This is a genomic window from Paraburkholderia caledonica NBRC 102488 (assembly GCF_000685095.1).
GTDB lineage: Bacteria > Pseudomonadota > Gammaproteobacteria > Burkholderiales > Burkholderiaceae > Paraburkholderia > Paraburkholderia caledonica.
This window is the reverse complement of record NZ_BAYE01000006.1, coordinates 352498-371737: the sequence shown is the minus strand read 5'-3', so window position 1 is coordinate 371737 and position 19240 is coordinate 352498. Positions and strand designations below refer to the sequence as shown.

The 19240-nt window shown below is 60.0% G+C and carries 17 protein-coding genes; 12 read left to right on the top strand and 5 right to left on the bottom strand.

All coding sequences use genetic code 11. From position 1 onward, the window contains the following. Window positions 1–3: 3 nt before the first annotated feature. Window positions 4–513 (bottom strand): GNAT family N-acetyltransferase, encoded by a 510-nt coding sequence (locus BCA01S_RS15535; protein ID WP_027777695.1) that lies wholly within the window; start codon window positions 511–513, stop codon window positions 4–6. 283 nt (window positions 514–796) lie between these two features. On the opposite strand from BCA01S_RS15535, the gene BCA01S_RS15530 reads away from it, so the two are divergent. From BCA01S_RS15530 to BCA01S_RS15520, 3 genes are all read left to right on the top strand, one after another. Further along, the gene (locus BCA01S_RS15530; protein WP_027777694.1) at window positions 797–1330 is read left to right on the top strand and encodes a CinA family protein; all 534 of its coding nucleotides are present in this window, start codon (window positions 797–799) and stop codon (window positions 1328–1330) included. Between the two features lie 93 nt (window positions 1331–1423). Then, window positions 1424–3472, top strand: a complete 2049-nt coding sequence (locus BCA01S_RS15525) for an NAD(+) synthase (protein WP_027777693.1) — start codon at window positions 1424–1426, stop codon at window positions 3470–3472. Between the two features lie 149 nt (window positions 3473–3621). After that, on the top strand, window positions 3622–4209 hold the full coding sequence (locus BCA01S_RS15520; RefSeq protein ID WP_027777692.1) for a hemerythrin domain-containing protein: 588 nt from the start codon (window positions 3622–3624) through the stop codon (window positions 4207–4209). Between the two features lie 55 nt (window positions 4210–4264). On the opposite strand, the gene BCA01S_RS15515 is transcribed toward BCA01S_RS15520, so the two are convergent. Beyond that, window positions 4265–6571, bottom strand: a complete 2307-nt coding sequence (locus BCA01S_RS15515) for an FdhF/YdeP family oxidoreductase (protein ID WP_027777691.1) — start codon at window positions 6569–6571, stop codon at window positions 4265–4267. 251 nt (window positions 6572–6822) lie between these two features. Between BCA01S_RS15515 and BCA01S_RS15510 the strand changes: the two genes are divergently transcribed. Together BCA01S_RS15510 and cydB are read left to right on the top strand one after the other, a co-directional pair. After that, complete coding sequence (locus BCA01S_RS15510) at window positions 6823–8271, top strand: cytochrome ubiquinol oxidase subunit I (protein ID WP_027777690.1); 1449 nt, start codon at window positions 6823–6825, stop codon at window positions 8269–8271. After that, window positions 8255–9268, top strand: coding sequence for a cytochrome d ubiquinol oxidase subunit II (gene cydB, locus BCA01S_RS15505; RefSeq protein WP_027777689.1), 1014 nt, complete (start codon window positions 8255–8257; stop codon window positions 9266–9268). The genes BCA01S_RS15510 and cydB overlap by 17 nt, the downstream gene beginning before the upstream one ends. 308 nt (window positions 9269–9576) lie before the next feature. Here cydB and BCA01S_RS15500 read toward each other — a convergent pair whose 3' ends face one another. Next, on the bottom strand, window positions 9577–12225 hold the full coding sequence (locus BCA01S_RS15500) for a glucose/quinate/shikimate family membrane-bound PQQ-dependent dehydrogenase (protein WP_027777688.1): 2649 nt from the start codon (window positions 12223–12225) through the stop codon (window positions 9577–9579). 169 nt (window positions 12226–12394) lie between these two features. Between BCA01S_RS15500 and BCA01S_RS15495 the strand changes: the two genes are divergently transcribed. The 4 genes from BCA01S_RS15495 (at window position 12395) to BCA01S_RS15480 (ending at window position 14282) form a co-directional block, all read left to right on the top strand. Continuing rightward, window positions 12395–12802: an NUDIX hydrolase gene (locus tag BCA01S_RS15495; protein WP_027777687.1), complete on the top strand. Its 408-nt coding sequence runs from the start codon at window positions 12395–12397 to the stop codon at window positions 12800–12802. Between the two features lie 70 nt (window positions 12803–12872). Next, window positions 12873–13100: a hypothetical protein gene (locus tag BCA01S_RS15490; RefSeq protein ID WP_027777686.1), complete on the top strand. Its 228-nt coding sequence runs from the start codon at window positions 12873–12875 to the stop codon at window positions 13098–13100. 48 nt (window positions 13101–13148) lie between these two features. After that, window positions 13149–13691, top strand: coding sequence for a hypothetical protein (locus tag BCA01S_RS15485; RefSeq protein ID WP_027777685.1), 543 nt, complete (start codon window positions 13149–13151; stop codon window positions 13689–13691). A gap of 78 nt (window positions 13692–13769) precedes the next feature. Next, entirely contained in the window at window positions 13770–14282 is a 513-nt protein-coding gene (locus BCA01S_RS15480; RefSeq protein ID WP_027777684.1) for a hemerythrin domain-containing protein, read from the top strand. A 129-nt stretch (window positions 14283–14411) separates the two neighbouring features. Here BCA01S_RS15480 and BCA01S_RS15475 read toward each other — a convergent pair whose 3' ends face one another. Continuing rightward, complete coding sequence (locus BCA01S_RS15475; RefSeq protein WP_027777683.1) at window positions 14412–14912, bottom strand: YciE/YciF ferroxidase family protein; 501 nt, start codon at window positions 14910–14912, stop codon at window positions 14412–14414. Window positions 14913–15070: 158 nt separating this feature from the next. Between BCA01S_RS15475 and BCA01S_RS15470 the strand changes: the two genes are divergently transcribed. Next, the gene (locus tag BCA01S_RS15470) at window positions 15071–15946 is read left to right on the top strand and encodes a manganese catalase family protein (protein WP_020068334.1); all 876 of its coding nucleotides are present in this window, start codon (window positions 15071–15073) and stop codon (window positions 15944–15946) included. A 174-nt stretch (window positions 15947–16120) separates the two neighbouring features. On the opposite strand, the gene BCA01S_RS15465 is transcribed toward BCA01S_RS15470, so the two are convergent. Then, on the bottom strand, window positions 16121–17365 hold the full coding sequence (locus BCA01S_RS15465; RefSeq protein WP_027777682.1) for a phosphatidylserine decarboxylase family protein: 1245 nt from the start codon (window positions 17363–17365) through the stop codon (window positions 16121–16123). Between BCA01S_RS15465 and BCA01S_RS15460 the strand changes: the two genes are divergently transcribed. Next, window positions 17364–18203, top strand: coding sequence for a PIG-L deacetylase family protein (locus BCA01S_RS15460; protein WP_425176455.1), 840 nt, complete (start codon window positions 17364–17366; stop codon window positions 18201–18203). The genes BCA01S_RS15465 and BCA01S_RS15460 overlap by 2 nt on opposite strands. Before the next feature lie 64 nt (window positions 18204–18267). Next, window positions 18268–19215, top strand: coding sequence for a glycosyltransferase family 2 protein (locus BCA01S_RS15455; protein WP_027777680.1), 948 nt, complete (start codon window positions 18268–18270; stop codon window positions 19213–19215). Window positions 19216–19240 lie beyond the last annotated feature (25 nt).

The window sequence follows — 19240 nt, the reverse complement described above, 5'->3', positions numbered from 1 at the left end:
GCATTACGCCCCGCGCGTGGTGGCCTCGCGCTGGTTATCGGGCGCCTGTCCGTCGAGGCGCTTTTCGAAGCAGCACGAATCGTCTTTGCTCACGTATGGCCCATAGGGTGCGATGCGATGGAAACCGTGTCTCTCGTAGAACTCGATCGCGCGACGATTGTTCACGTGCATGCCGATCCATAACGCCTGATAGCCTAGTTCTGCTGCTTCTTTTTCGAGTCGCGCGAGAATCGCACTGCCTGCACCCTCCGCACCGGGGCGCGCATAGAGACGCTTGATCTCGGCGATGTGCTCGCCTAACGGACGAAACGCGCCACAGCCCAGTGGCGTTGAAAAACCGGTCCTCGCAACGAGAAAGCGCGAGCGCTCAAGCGCGACGTCGTGAATGGAAAAGCGGCTCTGTCCGCCGTCGCCGGTAAACACGGCCAGCGTGGCGCTCAGTTCGTCGAGTAGCGTCTGCGCGTCAGTCGAGGACGGATCCTCGCGGTTGATAACGATTGTTGGAAACATCATGTACGTCGCCTCCTTTGCCGTCGCATGCGAAGCAAAAAGAGCAAGCGCTGTACCGACAACAAAGCGGCGCGCAAACGCAGCACATGCAGCGCCAAAAAAGCGGCTCGCCGTGTGGCGAGCCTAACCGAACAAACAACCATGGCGTCCCGGTGAAGGGACAAGGGTGTCGAGCAATCGCCGTGCCGCTGGTTGACGACGAATGCGCAACGGGTATTGCACTTGCTCGATGACAAATGACTGGCTTATCGTGAACAAACGAGCCCGGATAAACGAGGACGCAAAAATGAACATTCCCCGCAGCGTGGTTGGATTTCTCTCGTCGCGCGGTCTTGTGATCGCCACCGCCGAATCGTGTACCGGCGGTCTCATTGCATCCCTGCTGGCAGACGTACCGGGCAGCGGCGCATGCCTCGACGTGGGCCTTGTCGTGTACTCGCCGACGGGTAAATGCGGTGTACTGAACGTGCGGTCGCAGACGATCGAAGAACATGGCCTGACGAGCGAGGCAGTCGCCCGCGAGATGGCCACAGGTGTACTCGCACTCGAAGGGTGCTCGGCCAATATCGCAGTCTCGAATACGGGCCTCGCCGGTCCGCCGCCCAAAGGCACGGATCTGCCGGCAGGCACACAATGCTTTGCGTGGCGCTACAAGCGCCGGGACGGCGAATTCATGTTTGCCGAAACGCGAGTGTTCGATGGAGACCGCACCACCATCCGGCGAAACGCAGCGCTTTACGCGCTTTCGCGAGTCGAGTATTACTTCAATCAGTTGCCGAACTTACGAAACGCGCGACCCGGTTCGGCGCAATCCGCCTGAACGCGTCGCGAACGCTGCATCGGGCTGTGTTCAACACTGGTTGGAGCGGAGAAGCTTCCGCGTCCGACCGGCTATTCATAGGCGCCGCACATCATGACGCAATCATTCTTCAATTTGTACAGTCACGATTTTGCACGTGTCGCGGTTGCAGTTCCGGTGTGCCGCGTGGCCGATCCGCAATTTAACGCGCAGCAGACGCTGAAACTCGCCCGCGAGGCCGCACAAAAATGCGCGCTGCTGGTCGTGTTCCCAGAGCTCGGCATATCGGCCTATACGTGCGACGACCTCTTCCATCAACGAGCACTGCTCGACGCTTGCGAATCGGCAATCGGCGAGATCGTTGCGGCCTCTACGAGTATTCCCGCGGTACTGGTCATCGGCGCACCACTGAAGATCGAGCATAAGCTGTTCAATTGCGCATTAGTGATTTCGAACGGCAAGCTGTGCGGTGTGGTCCCCAAAAGCTACCTGCCGAACTACGGCGAGTTCTACGAAGCGCGCCAGTTCAGTGCGGCGGAGAACGCGTCGAGCTCCGAAGTGACGTTATGCGGACAGGATGCGCCCTTCGGCGCGTCATTGCTGTTCGACGTCCCGCACGCCCCGCTCTTTCGCTTCCATGTAGAAATATGCGAGGACGTATGGGTCCCCGTGCCACCGTCGTCGTTTGCGGCGCTCGCGGGCGCAACGGTGCTCGTCAATCTTTCGGCATCCAACATCGTGATCGGCAAGTCCGGTTATCGGCATCAACTGGTCGGGCAGCAGTCCGCGCGATGCTTGTCCGCGTATCTGTATTCGTCCGCGGGCCGCGGCGAATCCACGACCGACCTCGCATGGGACGGCCAGGCGCTGATCTACGAAAACGGCGAACTGCTCGCCGAATCGGAGCGTTTCGTCGACACGTCCCATGTGATTTACGGCGACATCGACCTTGAACGGCTGTCGCGCGAACGGATGAGGCAAACCACTTTCGGCCAGTCCACGCGCCGCCACGCAAACGAGGTCGGCAAATTCCAGGCGATCAGCGTGCCGGCTTCGCTTCCCGATGCGGAGCATTTGCCGCTCATGCGTTCAATCAACCGTTTCCCGTATGTGCCGTCAAATCCCGCGACGCGCGACGAACGCTGCGCCGAGGTCTACAACATTCAGGTGCAGGGGCTGCTGCAAAGACTCGGTGCGGCCGCAATTTCAAAAGTGGTTATTGGTGTCTCGGGCGGCCTCGATTCCACGCAGGCGCTGCTCGTGTGCGCAAAAGCGATGGACCGGTTGAAGCTGCCGCGCTCGAACATTCTCGGCTACACGATGCCGGGCTTCGCGACCAGCAGCCGCACGCTTCAACAAGCGAAAGATCTGATGCAAGCCGTGGGCTGCTCGATGGAGGAAATCGACATACGCCCGAGCTGCATGCAAATGCTTCACGACTTGCACCATCCGTTTGCGTCGGGCGAAAAACAATACGACGTCACGTTCGAAAACGTTCAGGCAGGCGAGCGCACCAGCCATCTTTTCAGGCTAGCCAATTTCCATCAGGCAATCGTGATCGGCACAGGCGACCTGAGCGAACTGGCGCTCGGATGGTGCACCTATGGCGTGGGCGATCACATGTCGCATTACAGCGTCAACGCAAGCGTGCCAAAGACGCTGATTACGCATCTGGTGCGCTGGGTCGCCGAGTCCGGGCAGGTCGGCGACGCGGGCTCGCATGTGCTGGAGCAGATACTGGCGACTGAGATCAGCCCGGAACTGGTGCCCGGCAAGGTCGACAAAGTCATCGACCAGAAGACCGAAAGCATTATCGGTCCGTATGAGTTGCAGGACTTCAACCTTTATTACCTGTTGCGCTTCGGTTTTTCACCGTCGAAGGTCGCGTTCCTCGCGCATTGCGCATGGGCCGCCCGCGAGCGCGGCGTCTGGCCGGCGGGTCCACATGTGGCGCGCAACGAATACACGCTTGGCGACATCAAGCGCAATCTGGCGACCTTCGCCGAGCGCTTTTTCCACACCAGCCAATTTAAGCGCTCCTGCATTCCGAATGCGCCCAAGGTTGGATCGGGTGGCTCATTGTCGCCGCGCGGCGACTGGCGTGCACCGAGCGACAGCGAGGCAACGGTCTGGCTGCGCGACATTGAAAGGATTCCCGGTTAGCGGGACGTTGCAGGTATGGCGAATGCGGTGTGTGGCGCATCCGCGAGCGCCCGCATGCCGGATTCGCGTGCTTGTTGTGCATGTCGACTCCGCGTGCAGACAATCCCCACAAACCGACGCGCGGCGCCGCGTCATTCTGGAGAAATGCCATGCCCGATACCAATTCGTCGATGTCTCCCACCATTACCGCGATGATCCGGCTCGATCATATGCATGTACTTGCCGCGTTTCATCGTTATCACACAGACACGCCGTGGTGGCGCAAGCGCGCAATCGTCAATTCGGTCTCTGCGGCATTGGAAATTCACGCGCTACTTGAAGAAGAAATCTTCTATCCAGCATTGGCCGGTGTAATGAGCGAGGATAAAACACTCGAAAAGAGCCAGCCCGAACACGACGAAATGCGAGCCACCATCGCAAAGCTACGCGCAAGCGGACCCGAGGATGCCGCCTACGACGGTCTTTTCCAGCAACTGATGCGCGAGGTTATGCATCATGTCGCCGACGAAGAAACCGTACTACTGCCCGCGGCCGAGCGGGCTTTGAAAGGCCAGCTGCGTTCGCTCGGCTCGAAAATGACACGCCGTAGAATGCAGCTTCTTGGTGAGCGTCCTCGCGAAATTGCAGTGAATACCGCAGGCACATTCCCGATTGCGACTTTCCTGCTCGGGTCTCTGCTCGTGATTGGCGCGACGCAATGCTTGCCGAAGTCACGCAGATCGCGCTACGCCGATTGACCACGCCTGAAAGCGGATCCCGAATCCGCCGGGCAATCCTCGCCCGGCGGGTCTGTCATGCAGCAGATGTAGCAACCGGCTTTTCGACAATCCGCACGGGAATGGACTTGGCGCCGGGCACTTTACTTTCTTCGGCGTAATGCCAGAGCGGCAGCAGCGGATTGCATTCCGGGTAATAGCCGGCAATGCAGCCACGCGGAATGTCGTAAGCCTTGACGGTAAGGCCGCTTACGCGCCGGTCAAAGCCGTCGTCGGAAATGGTCTGCAAGCCGATCTTGTCGCCTTCGGTCAGACCGCTCGCCGCCATATCGTCCTCATTCATCAGTACAATCATGCGGTTACCCTTCACGCCGCGAAAGCGATCGTCCAGCGAGTAGATCGTCGTATTGAACTGGCTGTCGGAGCGCAGTGTCATTAGTCTGAGCGCGTCCGTTTCGCGCTCGGGCATGTCGGGATCTTCGCCGAGTGCCTTCGGCACCTGAAACTCCGCCTTGCCGCTTTTCGTCTTCCATTGCCGCTCGCGCGCGGGCAGAGGTTTGTGAAATCCGCCCGGCGTCCACATGCGCTGGTTAAAGTCGTGGAATATGTCGGGATAAGTCTTTTCTATTTCATTGCGCACCACCGAGTAATCGTCTCGCCACGCATCCCAATCTACGTTGAAGCGAGTGCCCAGTGTCGCTTTCGCGATTCCCGCGACGATATAGGGCTCCGAGCGAATGTTGTCGCTGGCCGGTTCCGCCACGCCGCGCGAACCGTGCATGCAGGCGGTGCTGTCTTCCATTGAGACAGCCTGGTCGCCACTCGCCTGCCGGTCGATTTCGATGCGGCTCAAGCACGGCAAAATGTACGAGATCTCGCCGTGTACGAGGTGACTGCGATTGAGCTTGGTCGCAACGTTCACATTAAGGCGCAAACCTCGCCACGCGGGTTCTATCCGCAAGCGGTCCGGCACGGAACGCACGAGATTGCCGCCGAGGTTGAATACGCCCTTCACCTCGCCTTTGAGCATGGCTTCAAACGCCTCGACAGTATTCATGCCTTTTTTGCGGGGCGGCTCAAAGGAGAACTGGGTTGCGAGCTTGTCGAGCGGCGCCAGTTCGGGCTTTTCTGTAATGCCGACCGTGCGCTGCCCCTGGACGTTGGAATGACCGCGCACAGGCGAAGGCCCAGCACCGGGCTTGCCCACGTTGCCCCGCAGGAAGAGAAGATTGCACACCATACGGACGTTCTGCACGCCCAGCCGGTGCTGCGTCAGTCCCATCCCGTAGTGGACGATCACCGCATTCGCCTTCATGTACTCGTCTGCGACCGCCTGTATCGCGTCGCGAGTCAGACCACTGACCTTCTCGATGTCCGCCCACGAAGCCTCGCGTGCATAGTTCGCGAATGCTTCGTAACCGGTCGTGTGATCGCGGATGAAATCCGCATCGACGACACGCGGCGCACCTTGCTGGATGGCGAGATCGTCCGCGGCAATCACCGCCTTGCAGATGCCGAGAATTGCAGCGGTATCGCCGCCGGTCTTGAGTTGATGATATTGCGTGCTGATCTGCGTGTTGTCGGGCGTGAGCATCTGCACCGGCGATTGCGGATTCGCAAAACGCACCAGCCCCGGCTCACGAAGCGGATTGAATGTGATGATCGGCACCCCGCGTTTGCGCGCGTCCTGCAATTGATGAAGCATGCGCGGACTATTGGTACCCACATTCTGGCCAAAGAAGAACATCAGGTCCGTCTTCTCGAAGTCTTCGAGCGTAATAGTGCCGACGCCCACCCCGATTGCTTCCTTCAGCCCGACACTGGTGCTTTCGTGACACATGTTCGAGCTGTCGGGCAGATTGTTCGTACCGTACATGCGTGCGAAAAGCTGGTACATGTACGACGTTTCGAGCGACGCGCGGCCCGACGCATAGAACACCACACTGTCCGGCTCGAGCTTGTTGAGCTCGCGGCCAATTTCATCGAACGCCTGTTGCCATTCCACTTGCACATATTTGTCGGTGGCTGGATCGTAGCGCATCGGCGCGGTAAGCCGCCCTGCTTCTTCCAGGTCATGGTCGTGCCATGACAGCAATTCGGTCACGGTATGCAGTTGAAAGAACTCTGGCGTCATTCGCTTCGACGTAAGGTCCCAGGCGGTAGCCTTCGCGCCGCTCTCACAGAATTCGAATACGTGCGGGTCGGCCGGCTTGGCCCACGAACAGCTCACGCACATGAAGCCGTCCGGCTTATTCTGCTTCGCTAGCACAGCACTGTCTTTCAGGCCGACATGCTCCTGCGCCAGAATGGTGGTGACTGCCTTCAGCGATCCCCATCCGCCCGATGCGTAGGGGTAATCTCGTGTCGTGTCCTTTTCTTTCATCACGGTCTCCGCGCGAACGTCAGTACACAACGTGAGCAAAGTGTGTACCTGTTGGCGCAAAGAGCGCATGCTGCTAACAATAGGATTACGAGTCTTTCGCGGCGTCTTGCGTCGGCGTCCGCGCTGTGCCGGCGGACACAATCGGGCCACGCATTTGCCTTTACATTTGCTTATATTCAGAAGCATGCGTTGCGGCGCAAAATTGCAAATCCGTCCATCAGGTCAGCCACGTCCTTATTCGAGGTACCGTAATGCCACCCTCGGTCGACGCACTATTTCTTGCCCGAACGCAGTTCGGTTTCACCATCGCCTTTCACATCATTTTCCCGGCAATGTCCATCGGGCTCGCCAGCTATCTTGCAGTGCTCGAGGGCGCATGGCTTTTCACCGGCAAGCCGGTTTACATAGCCGTCTTCCGCTACTGGCTGACGATTTTCGCAGTGGTATTCGGCGTAGGCGTGGTTTCTGGCCTCGTCATGTCATATGAGTTCGGCACCAATTGGGCGGGCTTTGCCTATCGGGCAGGACCTGTTGTCGGCCCGCTTATGGCTTACGAAGTACTGACCGCGTTCTTCCTGGAGTCCGGCTTTCTTGGTGTGATGCTGTTTGGCACGACCCGCGTCGGTCCCAAGCTGCATTTTCTTGCCACGGTGCTCGTTGCTATCGGCACTTTGCTAAGCGCCTTCTGGATTCTGGCCGCAAATTCATGGATGCAAACGCCGCAAGGATTCGCGCTGGTCGACGGCCGCTTTGTTCCCACCGACTGGCTCAGCATCATCTTCAATCCGTCGTTTCCCTATCGGCTCGTGCATATGGTGCTCGCGGCCTATCTGAGCGTGGCGTTCATCGTCGGCGCGGTGGGTGCGTGGCATTTGCTGCGCGATCCCGGTAACGAGCCCGCGCGCCTAATGGCTTCCATGGCGCTGTGGATGGCGTGCATCGTCGCGCCGATCCAGATTCTCGCCGGCGATGCGCACGGGGTGAACACGCTCAAGCATCAGCCCGCAAAGATCGCCGCGCTTGAAGGCGACTGGGAGTCGAAGCCGGGCCAACCGCTGATTTTGTTCGGCATGCCGAACATGAAGACCGAGACCACCGACTACGCCGTCGAGATCCCGCACCTGGGCGCGCTGATCCTCACACATACATGGAACGGCTCCATAAAAGGACTCAAGGAATTCGCGCGAGAAGACCGCCCCTTTTCGCCGCTTATTTTTTGGGCTTTTCGCATCATGGTCGGCCTTGGCGTGCTGATGGCGCTGACCGGCTTCGCAAGTCTGGCACTTCGGGCGCGTCATTCGCTTTATCGCGCGCGCTGGCTGCACCGGCTGATGGTCGCAATGGGACCTTCCGGCCTCATCGCCCTGTTATGCGGCTGGACCGTGACCGAAGTGGGCCGTCAGCCTTACACGGTGTATGGCCATTTGCGCACCGCCGACAGCGTGTCGCCCATCGCCGCGCCCGGCGTCGCGACATCGCTTGCGGCTTTCGGCGTCGTGTATCTGATCGTATTCGGCGCGGCGATGGTATTTGTACTGCGTCTCATGGCGAGGCCGCCATCGCTCGCGACAGAAGGGCCCGCCAAGGACAAGCCGCATCGCAGCGCAGGCATCACGCCCGGGCCGGCGCAACGGCAGCCCGCATCGACCACCACTGGCAACATTTCTGCACGGGACGATCGCCATGACCGCCACGATTGATCTGCCGCTCGTCTGGGCGGCCATCCTCTCGTTTGCCGTGCTTGCCTATGTGCTGCTCGACGGATTCGATCTCGGCGTGGGCATCCTGTTCGCCATGGAGCGCAGCCGGGACGATCGCGACCTGATGGTGAACACCATTGCGCCCGTATGGGACGGCAACGAAACATGGCTCGTGCTCGGCGGCGGCGGGCTTTTCGCCGTGTTTCCCCTCGCGTATTCGATCATCCTTCCTGCACTCTATCCACCGATCATCGCCATGCTGCTCGCACTCGTGTTTCGCGGCGTGGCCTTTGAATTCCGTTTCCGCGCAACAGGTTCTGGCCGGGCGTGGTGGGACGTCGCTTTCTTCTCCGGTTCCACCGTGGCCGCCTTGTGCCAGGGACTCGTGCTGGGCGGGCTGCTTCAGGGCATCCATGTGAAAGGAGTGTCGTATTCCGGCGGCTGGTGGGACTGGCTTACCGGCTTCACGGTGCTGTGCGGCCTCGCCGTGGTCGTCGGCTATACATTGCTTGGATCGTGCTGGCTGATCTGGCGCACCGAAGGACCGCTGCACGAGCGCTGCCGGCGTTATGCGCGCACCACGGCAGTGGCAGTGCTTGCGCTGATCGTCGTGGTCACGCTTTGGACGCCGATGCTTCAAGGCTCGCTCGCTGCGCGCTGGTTTCGCTGGCCGGACATTGCTTTCACCGCCGCCGTGCCGGTATTGCTGATTCTTCTCGCGGCCGGCTTCTGGCGCAGCCTTTCGGCGCGGCGCCAGGCGCTGCCTCTACTCTTCGCCTATGGCATTTTCATTCTTTGCTATGCAGGTCTTCTGATCAGTCTGTATCCGTATCTCGTGCCACCTGCCATTTCTTTCCGCGATGCCGCCGCGCCGCACGCGAGTCTCTTATTTCTTCTGGTGGGTGCAGCGATTACCGTTCCGATGATTCTCGGCTATACGGTGTATGCCTATTCGGTTTTCAAAGGCAAAATGCGTCCCGGCGAGGGATATCACTAACATGTGGCGACGATTCGCATGGTTTGTCGGCCTGTGGTTGCTGGGCGTTGCAACCGTCGCCCTCGTCGCAGGCATACTGAAAGCTGTATTACAGGCCGCTACGCATTGAGCGATCTTCGAACCTTCTGCACGTGTCACGGCGGCTGAAATGTTTGCGCGCTGACGCGTAACGTTTTCAACCGGATGCACATTCGAATGCATTCGCTCACTTGACGCAGAAACTCGCGCGCCTGTCGCAAGCGCGCGGCGGGCCCGAACCGCGATGTTCCAGCGGCACCCGCTCGCGCGCGATCCTCAAAAACGTTGTTTCAGGGCAGCGTGTACGCGATCACGTAATCACCTTGCTTCGTGCCGAGCGAGCCGTGCCCGCCCGCGGTGACCAGCACATACTGCTTGCCGTTGCTGTCGGCGTAGGTCATTGGCGTTGCCTGCCCGCCTGCGGGCAAGCGGGCTTGCCACAGCCGGTCGCCAGTCCGTACATCGTAAGCGCGCAGATAGTAATCAAGCGTACCGGAGAGGAATGCCACACCGCCAGCAGTCGTGATCATGCCACCCAGACTCGGCACGCCGAGCGGCATGGGAACGGGCAGCGGCGCGCTATCGCGGATCGTACCGTTCTTGTGTTCCCACACAATGTGGTTCGTGCGCAGATCGACGCCCGCGACATATCCCCACGGCGGCGCCTGGCATGGAATGCCGAGCGGCGACAGGAACGCATTGAGCTCGAAACCGTAAGGCGTGCCGCGAGCGAGCTTGATGCCGCTTGTTTCACTGCCCTTCTTCTCTCCGTTATCGGACGGAATCTGCGAGCGCGGCACCAGCTTTGAAGTGAAAGCCATGTAACTCGGATTCGCGATCAGTATTTGCCGAACCGGATCCACTGCAATGCCGCCCCAGTCGAACACCCCGAAGTTGCCTGGAAATACGAGCGATCCCTGCTCGGACGGCGGCGTGAACATGCCGTCATATCGCAGCGATTTGAACTTGACGCGGCACCACAGCTGATCGAAAGGATTGGTGCCCCACATGTCGCGCTCCCGTACTTTCGGCGGCTTGAAGTTCAGTGCGGAGAACGGTTGCGTAGGCGAAGTGTGATCGCCGGTTCCCGCGCCCTGCGGCACCGGTTCTTCCGTGATCGGCACGATCGGCTTGCCGGTCTCGCGGTTCAGCACATACAAGCTGCCCTGTTTCGTCGATGCGATCAGCGCAGGTTGCACCCCACCGGGTGTCTGCAGATCGATCAGCGAAGGTTGGCCGCCTACGTCCATGTCCCACAGATCGTGGTGAGTGAACTGGTAATTCCAGCGCATCTTGCCGGTTGCGAGATCCAGTGCAACGACGCCCGCCGCCACCTTCTCCGAAGCCGGCGTGCGCATGCCGCCCCACTGGTCGGGTGTCTGATTGCCGAGCGGCAGATACACCATGCCGAGCTTTTCATCCACGCTGAAGACCGACCACATGTTCGGCGAATTGCGAACGTACGTCTGATTGCCGGTGATCGGCTGCGTCTCCTCCTGATTGCCCGCATCCCAGTTCCACACCAGATGACCGTCGTGCACGTCGAACGCGCGGGTAACCCCCGAGGGCTCGTTGGTCGACTCGTTATCGGTGACGTGGCCGCTGATAATGACCAGATCGCGAGTCACCGCGGGCGGCGACGTCGAGTAATAACCACCCGGCGTAAAGGGGCCGATATTCGTGCGCAGGTCGATTTGACCGTTATTGCCAAAATGCGTGCATGGCTGGCCCGTGTCGGCATTGAGCGCGATCAGTCGCGCATCGGCGGTCGGCAGGAAGATGCGGCGCGGGCATTCGGCGCTCACGGCAGCGGCGGCCGTCTGCTGGCTCGCAGCCGACGTATCGCTGGCGGCCGTGGCTGCTGATGCAGATGGCTCTGCGCCCGCCGCTGTGGAAGCACCGTTGGCCGCGTCAGTGGTTGCCGATGCGCCATCCGCCGCAGGCGCCGAAGCCGAGGCCTGTGGATTCGAAGCGGCAGCGCTCGCAGCCGAATCGCTGCTTGCAGCCGCGCCTTCAGCCGGCGCCGAAGCTGCTGCCGAAGCCACCGCCGCATTATCCGCCGCTGCTACCGCGGCATTTGCCGGATACATGGCGTCGTCGTGATACGACACGCCGCGGCAAGTCATATGCTCCCAGTGCTTGAAGCCAACGGGACTCTGAATATGCGGATCGTATCGCCAGAGTTCCTTGCCCGACGTCGGATCGAGCGCGATCACGATACTGTGCGGCGTGCAAAGGAAGAGCTTGTTGCCGACCTTGATCGGCGTATTCTCATCGGTAGTTTCGGTGGGGTCGCCGGGGCCCGGCTTGTCGCCTGTTTCGAATTGCCAGGCCACTTTCAATTGCCCCGCATTTTCCGGCGTGATTTGCGTAAGCGGCGAGTAACGCTGACCGAGCGGCGAGCCGCCGTAGTCGGTCCAGTCGGCCGCCTGCCGGTTCGCGTCGCCGGCAATTGGCGTAGTAGGGGGAGCGGCAGTGGAAGCCAAGGTACCCGCGCGATCATACGGATGGTTGAACGCTGTGACGAGGCCGAGAAGTACGGTCAGGATCACGGCGGCAGTCAACGGCACGACGCCCTCGCGATGCGCGGCCGGTGGCCCAAACACCAGTTTGCGTGTGACGGGCGGCAGCAATAGCCACAGAGCAAGTACAAGCCACACCCACAAGCGCGGCAGCAATTGCCAGAAGTCGAAGCGCGCTTCCACCACGGCCCAGATCGTCGAACCGAAGAGAATCAGCGCAAATAACCATAGCGCCGAACGTCGGCGAATGCTGAGCAGCACGCCGGTCAGCGCAATCGCGATCCCAGTCACCACGTAATACCACGAACCACCCAGCGCGACGAGCGGGACTCCGCCCCCTGCTAGCGCCAGGCCAATAATGATAAAGACGACAGCGGGGACGGCAAGTGCGGGAGGAAACCGATGTGGCTTCGACATATTCACCACCTCTGCAGACAATGATTCGAATTGGATTACACGAGAAAAGCTAACCGCCTGGCCGAAAGAGCCGTTTTTGCAAGTAGCATTTACGGTTCCCGGTGGACTCATCGGCAAGGCATGCAACATGCAACATGCGCCAAAGTCGCACTGATTACCCCGACATGCCATGAAGCATCGAGCCACCGTCCTCTGCCTGCGCGCTAATCACATCCTGCTGGTCGCGAGATCCAACGGACGGTGGGCGCTGCCCGGCGGTCGATGCAAGGAGGGCGAGCCCGCGTTCGACGCGGCCGCTCGCGAGCTTCTTGAAGAAACTCAAATGAGCGACATGGCGCTGCAGTACATTTTCGAGTTCTGGGGCGCCCGCACTCGACACTATGTATTTGCCGCGCGCATTCCCGAGCACGTCGAGCCGATACCAGGCAATGAGATCAGCCGATGCCGCTGGGTCAGCGCGAAAGACATTCATTCGGCTTGGGTCAGCGTGTCGACTCGCGGCATCGTTCAGATCCTTCTGGAAGAGAGCAGTCCGATGGGGCCCGCGCGGAGATCGAGCCCATTGCGGGCGTTCTGAGGGCACCTGGACGCGTGGCACGAGCGTTGCATGACGACGCTTGTCGCTTACTTACCCACGGAGTTTCACAATGGCAGGAGATAACTCGTTCAAGCCCGGCGAAATCGTCAAGACCTCCGGCATCTATTCAGTCGTTCACGACGACGGCAAAGACACCTTCGAAGTAACGTGCGTGGAGGGAGAACATTTTCCACCTACGCGCAGTGGCAAAGGCGCGCACTTTGAGCTCAAATACGCGGCCACGCACGCGCATCGGCACGGCGAGCTAAAGGGCAGCGAAGCAAGGCAAAACGTCTGACCGGCCACAGATCGTCGAAGCAGCGCGCCCGGCGAGGAGCACAACACGATGCCTAAAACTTCCGCTTCGCCGTTCGCTCTTGCCGAGCGCGCAATCATCAGCCTGTACGACGGCGGCGTTCTATCGCCCGCTGTCCTCGAACGACTATTGGCCGTTTTCGCACAAGAGAACACTGACTGGGACACGAAACCGTCTCAACGCACGGTCGACGGACGCTCCCTTCACGAAGTCGTTGTTCTCACCATGCTGCCTGGCGAATCGTTACGTTCGGCGAGCAAATCCTTCCTGTCGGTAATCGAGCACATAGCCGGCGTATCGCGAACTAAAAATCCAGCGAGCGCGGCGGAGGACGTAAACGACCACGAAGAAGAATCCGCGGACCAGGACGACGACAGTGCAGAACTGGCGCAGCAACTGTCCGGCAGTGCTCGCGCTACGCGGCGCGGCCGTGCCGCGAACTTGAAAGACAAAGCGAAAGACACCGCCAAAAACAAAGAGAGAGACTCCGACGCACCCACGCAGCAGCCGAAGAGAACGGCAGCGTTCAATCCGCTGCTGAACGCTGTAGCACCGCGCAAGAGCAAAAGCTGAACTGCGGCGCATGGGCACAGTGCTTGCGTTACCCCGTTCAAACCTGCCGCCAGGCGGCGTTTCAACACGGAGAGCGACATGCCCGAAAAACAACCGAACCCCAATACAGACGATGCACTCGAACTGCTGATCGCGGATCACCGCGCCGTCGAGCGACTATTCACCGCGTTCAAAGAAGCTAAAGAAGACGATCTGGAAGCGAAAGCCACGCTCGCACAACGTGCGTGCGAAGAGCTCACCATTCACACCATCATCGAAGAAGAACTGCTTTACCCCGCTGCTGCTGAAGCGCTGCCGTCAGGCGATGTGGTCGACGTGGAGGAAGCGTACGTCGAGCACTTTCTCGTGAAAACACTGATCAGCAAATTCGAAACGCTCAAGGCAGGCGATAAAGGCTTCGACGCGACGTTCAAGGTGATGAGCGAAATGGTGCAACATCACGTGGAGGAAGAAGAGACCGAACTGTTTCCGGAATTGCGAAAGGCCAACCTCAACGTGAAGGGGCTCGGTCAGAAAATCGCGCAGCGCAAGATGGAACTGCAAGGCAAGCTCGACGCAGTCGGCAGCCGTGCGGTCGGCGACAAGACCTGACGCGCGAAATTGTCGCGGACCATGCGGTGCGCGTGGCTCGCAAGAAAACCGGCCCTGAACGGGCCGGATCACAACATCAATACCGCTCTATCAGCCTCGCGCCGTTGTTCAGTCGGCGGGACTTCCCATTTACTTCTGCTGCTTCGCCTTTTCGTTGCCGGCTCGCTCAGCGAATTCGGTCAGCTTCAAATCCGTCGCCTTCTCTTCTTCCAGCGTTTCCTTCAGCAGATTGACGGCCTCCGTGAAGCCCAACTGCTTTCCAATCGCGCACAGGCTGCCGTATGCGGCGATTTCGTAGTGTTCGACCTTTTGCGCGGCGGCGACCAAACCCGCATCGAGCACTGCGCCCTTTTCCATTTCGTCGATCAGTTCCTGCCCTTCCTCGATCAAGCCTTCCATCGCGACGCACTTCATTCTTTTCAACTTCACGCCACTCGTTTCTACAACCTTATCGATTCTTTCCACCTGTCCTTGCGTTTCCTCCAGGTGAATTTTGAACGCCTCGCTCAATTGCGGATCGGACGCAGCACGCGAGAGTTTCGCCAATGCTTTGGTCAACTGCTTCTCGGCGCTATAGATGTCCGACAGCATGTGAACGAACAGATCGTCGATGGTCTTTCGCTGTGTCATGTGCAACTCCCAAGGTAGTGGTTAGGAGCCCTGCAATCCGCAACGCGTGTGCCAGAACATCGGCGTGCGCGCTATGACCATTTAATCGCTCAGGTATGCGGGATGCGCAAGGAAGCGTGCAGTCGAAAGTTTCCCAACCATACTCAACGGAGAAACCAATGTTCGTCCACAACAAGCGACTTCAATATACCGTGCGTGTCGCCGCCCCCAATCCGGGCCTCGCCAATCTGATGCTCGAGCAATTCGGCGGACCTCAAGGCGAGTTGGCAGCCGCGTGCCGGTACTTTACTCAGGCCGTCGCAGAAGACGACCCGGGCCGCAAGGATTTGCTGTTCGACATCGCTACTGAAGAACTGAGTCACCTTGAAGTAATCGGCTCCATCGTCGCTATGTTGAACAAGGGCGCGAAAGGCCAACTCGCCGAAGGCGTCGAGCAGGAAGCAGAGCTGTATCGCTCACTGACAGGCGGCGGCAACGACTCGCATACCACCGCACTGCTGTACGGCGGCGGGCCTGCGCTCACGAACTCCGCGGGCGTACCGTGGACGGCTGCGTACATCGACACGATTGGCGAACCGACCGCCGACCTCCGCTCGAATATCGCTGCGGAAGCGCGTGCGAAGATCGTCTATGAGCGCCTGCTGAATGTCACGGACGACCCGGGCATCAAGGAAGCGCTCGGTTTCCTGATGACACGCGAGATCGCTCACCAGAAGTCGTTCGAGAAAGCACTGCACTCAATTCAGCCGAACTTCCCGCAAGGCAAGCTGCCGGGTGTTCCGGAATTTACAAACGTGTACTACAACATGTCGGCCGGCGAAGGCGACGCACGCGGTCCGTGGAACGAGGGCCCTGAATGGGAATTCGTCGAGGCACCGCAGCCGGCAGTGGATGGCGGCGACGGTCTGCCATCGGTCAACGTGACGCAAGCTGATGTCGAAGTGCTAGGCGCGCTGGCCGAGAGAACCGCATCGGATACGGAATCGGATCCGATGACGGGCGCCGATCTTGGCTCGGGTAAGCAGCCGGGCTAAGCGATTGCCACGGCGGGCTGCCCCGCCGTTCAATAACTGCGCGGCATTCGACACGATAATTGCCGCAGCCGAAGTCGCGATCAAGAAGAAAAAATGCCGCGGAGCGCAGTGCGCTTCGCGGCATTCGAACATAATGTCCACGCTCGTTGAAAATCAGAGGTGACCGCAGCTGGATTACTTCGCAGTCGCAATGTGCGCGTTCACCTTGACTGGCGGCGGGTTGTCGAACGGGGGCTGCGGCACGAAACTGCTGATGACACCCGGTTCGAAGACGAGACAGCAGGTCGAACCGCCGTACTGGAAAAAGCCTATTTCATCGCCCTTGGCGACGCGCTGGCCAGGCAACGCCTCTATCATGCACGACGACACATCGGCCATGCCGACGAAGAGACAGCCGACCTGGCCGATCGCGGGATCGTCGCTTTCAATAACGATCACGGCGCGCGCCGCCACCGCGGTAATGTAGCCCTGCGAATCGTTCAGACCGCCGGCGTCGCGGCCTTCCGAATCGGCGTCGGAATAATAGGTGCCGTCCAGCGCGTACGCTTTCTTGATGACACCACTTACCGGCGCATGCCACCGGTGGCAATTGAATGCACTGAGAAAGGACTGATAGATCGAGCCGCCGACAAAGCGCTGTGCAACTTCGCGCTGGCTTGCAGAAAACATATCCAGTAGCGAATAAGGCTGTGACTTTATCCAGAAGGTGTCGGTCAGCTTGACGTCTGTCTGGATGTTATACGGAGCCGCCTCGCAGGCGCTGACAATGATCTTGTCGTTATCCGGCTGATCGACTGGCCGCACGCCCTCGCGGAACCGGCGCGTGAAAAAGTCGTTCCATGACGAAAAGCCCCAATACGGCTTGCCGGTATCGCAGACGAACTGCGACATGCCGATTTTCTCATCGGCCTCGGGCGAAAACCATCCATTCGGCGCCGACGTATTCAGGTGTTCACGCGAATGCGGCCCACTCAGGAACCCGCACCAGCAATTGAGCACGCGTTTGAGCCGCTGGTTCAATGCCGGGTCGCGAAACAGCGCGTAGCCGGACGGCATGCACATCGGCCAGTCCAGCACCGCATTCAATGGGCAGTGAATCAGACTGGTCTCGCTGAACGGCGGCGCATAAGTCATTACGTAATCGATGATGACCATCAACTCGTCTATTGACGAATAGCCGAGCACATAACCCGCTTCACGGGCCTGATTGATTGCACGCGTCATGTCCATCCGAAGAACGGGGTCGCCGCTCAGAAGCGCGGCCAGATCTTCCACCGCCGACGTGCGCGGCGCATGCACCGCGCGAGCGCGGGCTTTTTCCGCGAGGTCGGTGCGATATCGCGCGAGATGCTTTTCGTTGGATGGCAGCCAGCCGCCAAGCCTGCGCCGCTCGGTTCCGGTTTTGTCGTTGTCTGTCATGCTGATCCCTTCGGCTCATCGGAAACAATACGCCCACGGGTTTGCAAAGGTCATTCCTGTCAGCTTCAGGTCATGTTTCAGTGCCAGGCCCGCTATTTGCAATCCAGCTGTTCCTGTCGTCTTTAAGCAAGTCCATCATAAAATGATGCAATCGCGTGCCCGTCTGCTCGTCGTTTCTCCACATCTCGACGACGCCGTTTTAAGTTGCGGGCTGCTGCTCGCAGCTAAACCATCCGCCGTTGTGTGCACGGTGTTTACCGCGCCACCACCCGAGAACATGTCCACGGACTGGGATCGGCAATCCGGTTTCACGGACGCGTTCCAGGCAATGCAGATGCGCGAGCAGGAGGACATTCGGGCGTTGCAAAAGCTCGGCGCGCAACCGGTACATCTGCCCTTCTGCGACGCGCAATACCTGTTGACTCCGAGCCCCGATGATCTGGTCGAAGCACTTCGCCGCACGCTCAACGAGCACAGTCCAGAGAACGTGTTCTTCCCGCTGGGCATCTTCCATTCCGACCACACTTTAGTGTCGAATGCATGTCTCGCGCTGATCGACGTTATGCCTGACACCGCATTTCATGCCTATGAAGACGTGCCGTATAGGCAGAGGCAAGAAGCGGTATCGGAGCGCATTGGAGAACTGACCAACAGCGGCTACGCGCTGTCGCCCACCACCGACATGGGCGCGCCGGTCAATGCATTCAGCGCGCATGAGCAGATCAAGCGAGAAGCCATTGCCGCCTACGCGAGCCAGTTGCGCGCATTCGGCCCGCAGGGGCAAAGCGCGCTTTATTCGACCGAAATGTATTGGCGACTGCAAAGAGCCTCAAGCTAGTTGAAAGCGGACGGCACACGGTTTGCTTGAACGGGGCATCGCCTCGTCAAGAATAAAGAACCGCATGGAAAAGAAATCGCTTTCCCGGCGCATTTCGGTCGTCGTGCTGACGTACAACCGCGCCGATGAGCTTGTGGCCACCCTCGAGCGCCTACTCGCCCTTCCCGAGAACCCGCCCATTTTTGTCGCGGACAACGGCTCCAGCGATAACACCGTCGCGCTCGTGAAGGCGCTGTTTCCCACTGTATGCATCGTCGAATGCGGGGCGAATCTCGGCGCCGCCGGGCGTAATCGCGCCGCCGCGTATGTCGGCACGGACTACGTGGCCTTCTGCGACGACGACACGTGGTGGGAGCCCGGCTCCCTCGATCGCGCGGTGCAACTGCTCGATGCGTGGCCGAACGCGGGCGTACTGAGCGCGCGCGTGGTGGTCGGCGAGGATAACGTCACGGACCCAACCTGCTCGGTCATGCGCGCAAGCCCGCTCGGCAGCGAAGGGCTGCCGGGCCCCGCGTTAATCGGCTTTATGGCAGGTGCATGTGTTTTTCGCACGTCGCTGTTTCGCCAACTGGGCGGCTACGAGCCGCGCCTTTTTATCGGCGGCGAAGAAGAACTCGTCGCGCTGGATGTGCTGGCAGCCGGGCATGCGATTGTCTATTGCGATCAATTGACCGTGCACCATCATCCGTCGCCGTCACGCGATAGCGGCTTGCGGCGCCGCACACTCGCGCGTAATGCCGCGTGGATCGCGTGCCTGCGCCTGCCCTGGCCCGAGGCGAGCCGCGCGACCATGCATGCGCTCGCGACGTTCTCACGCGAAGGCACCCTCGCGCGCGACGCCGTTCCGCTGTTGCGCGGGCTGGCATGGGCATTGAGACACCGCAAGCCAGTGCCGCATCAGGTGCTAAACCTGCGCGAACGAGTACGCACAGGCGAGCGCCAAATGACGGCGCCGGTGCCAGCCACCACCCGCGCAAAGCCAACGGTAAGCAAGGTCGACGCGCGTACCTGAGCCGCCGCGCGTGGATAGGCGCGCG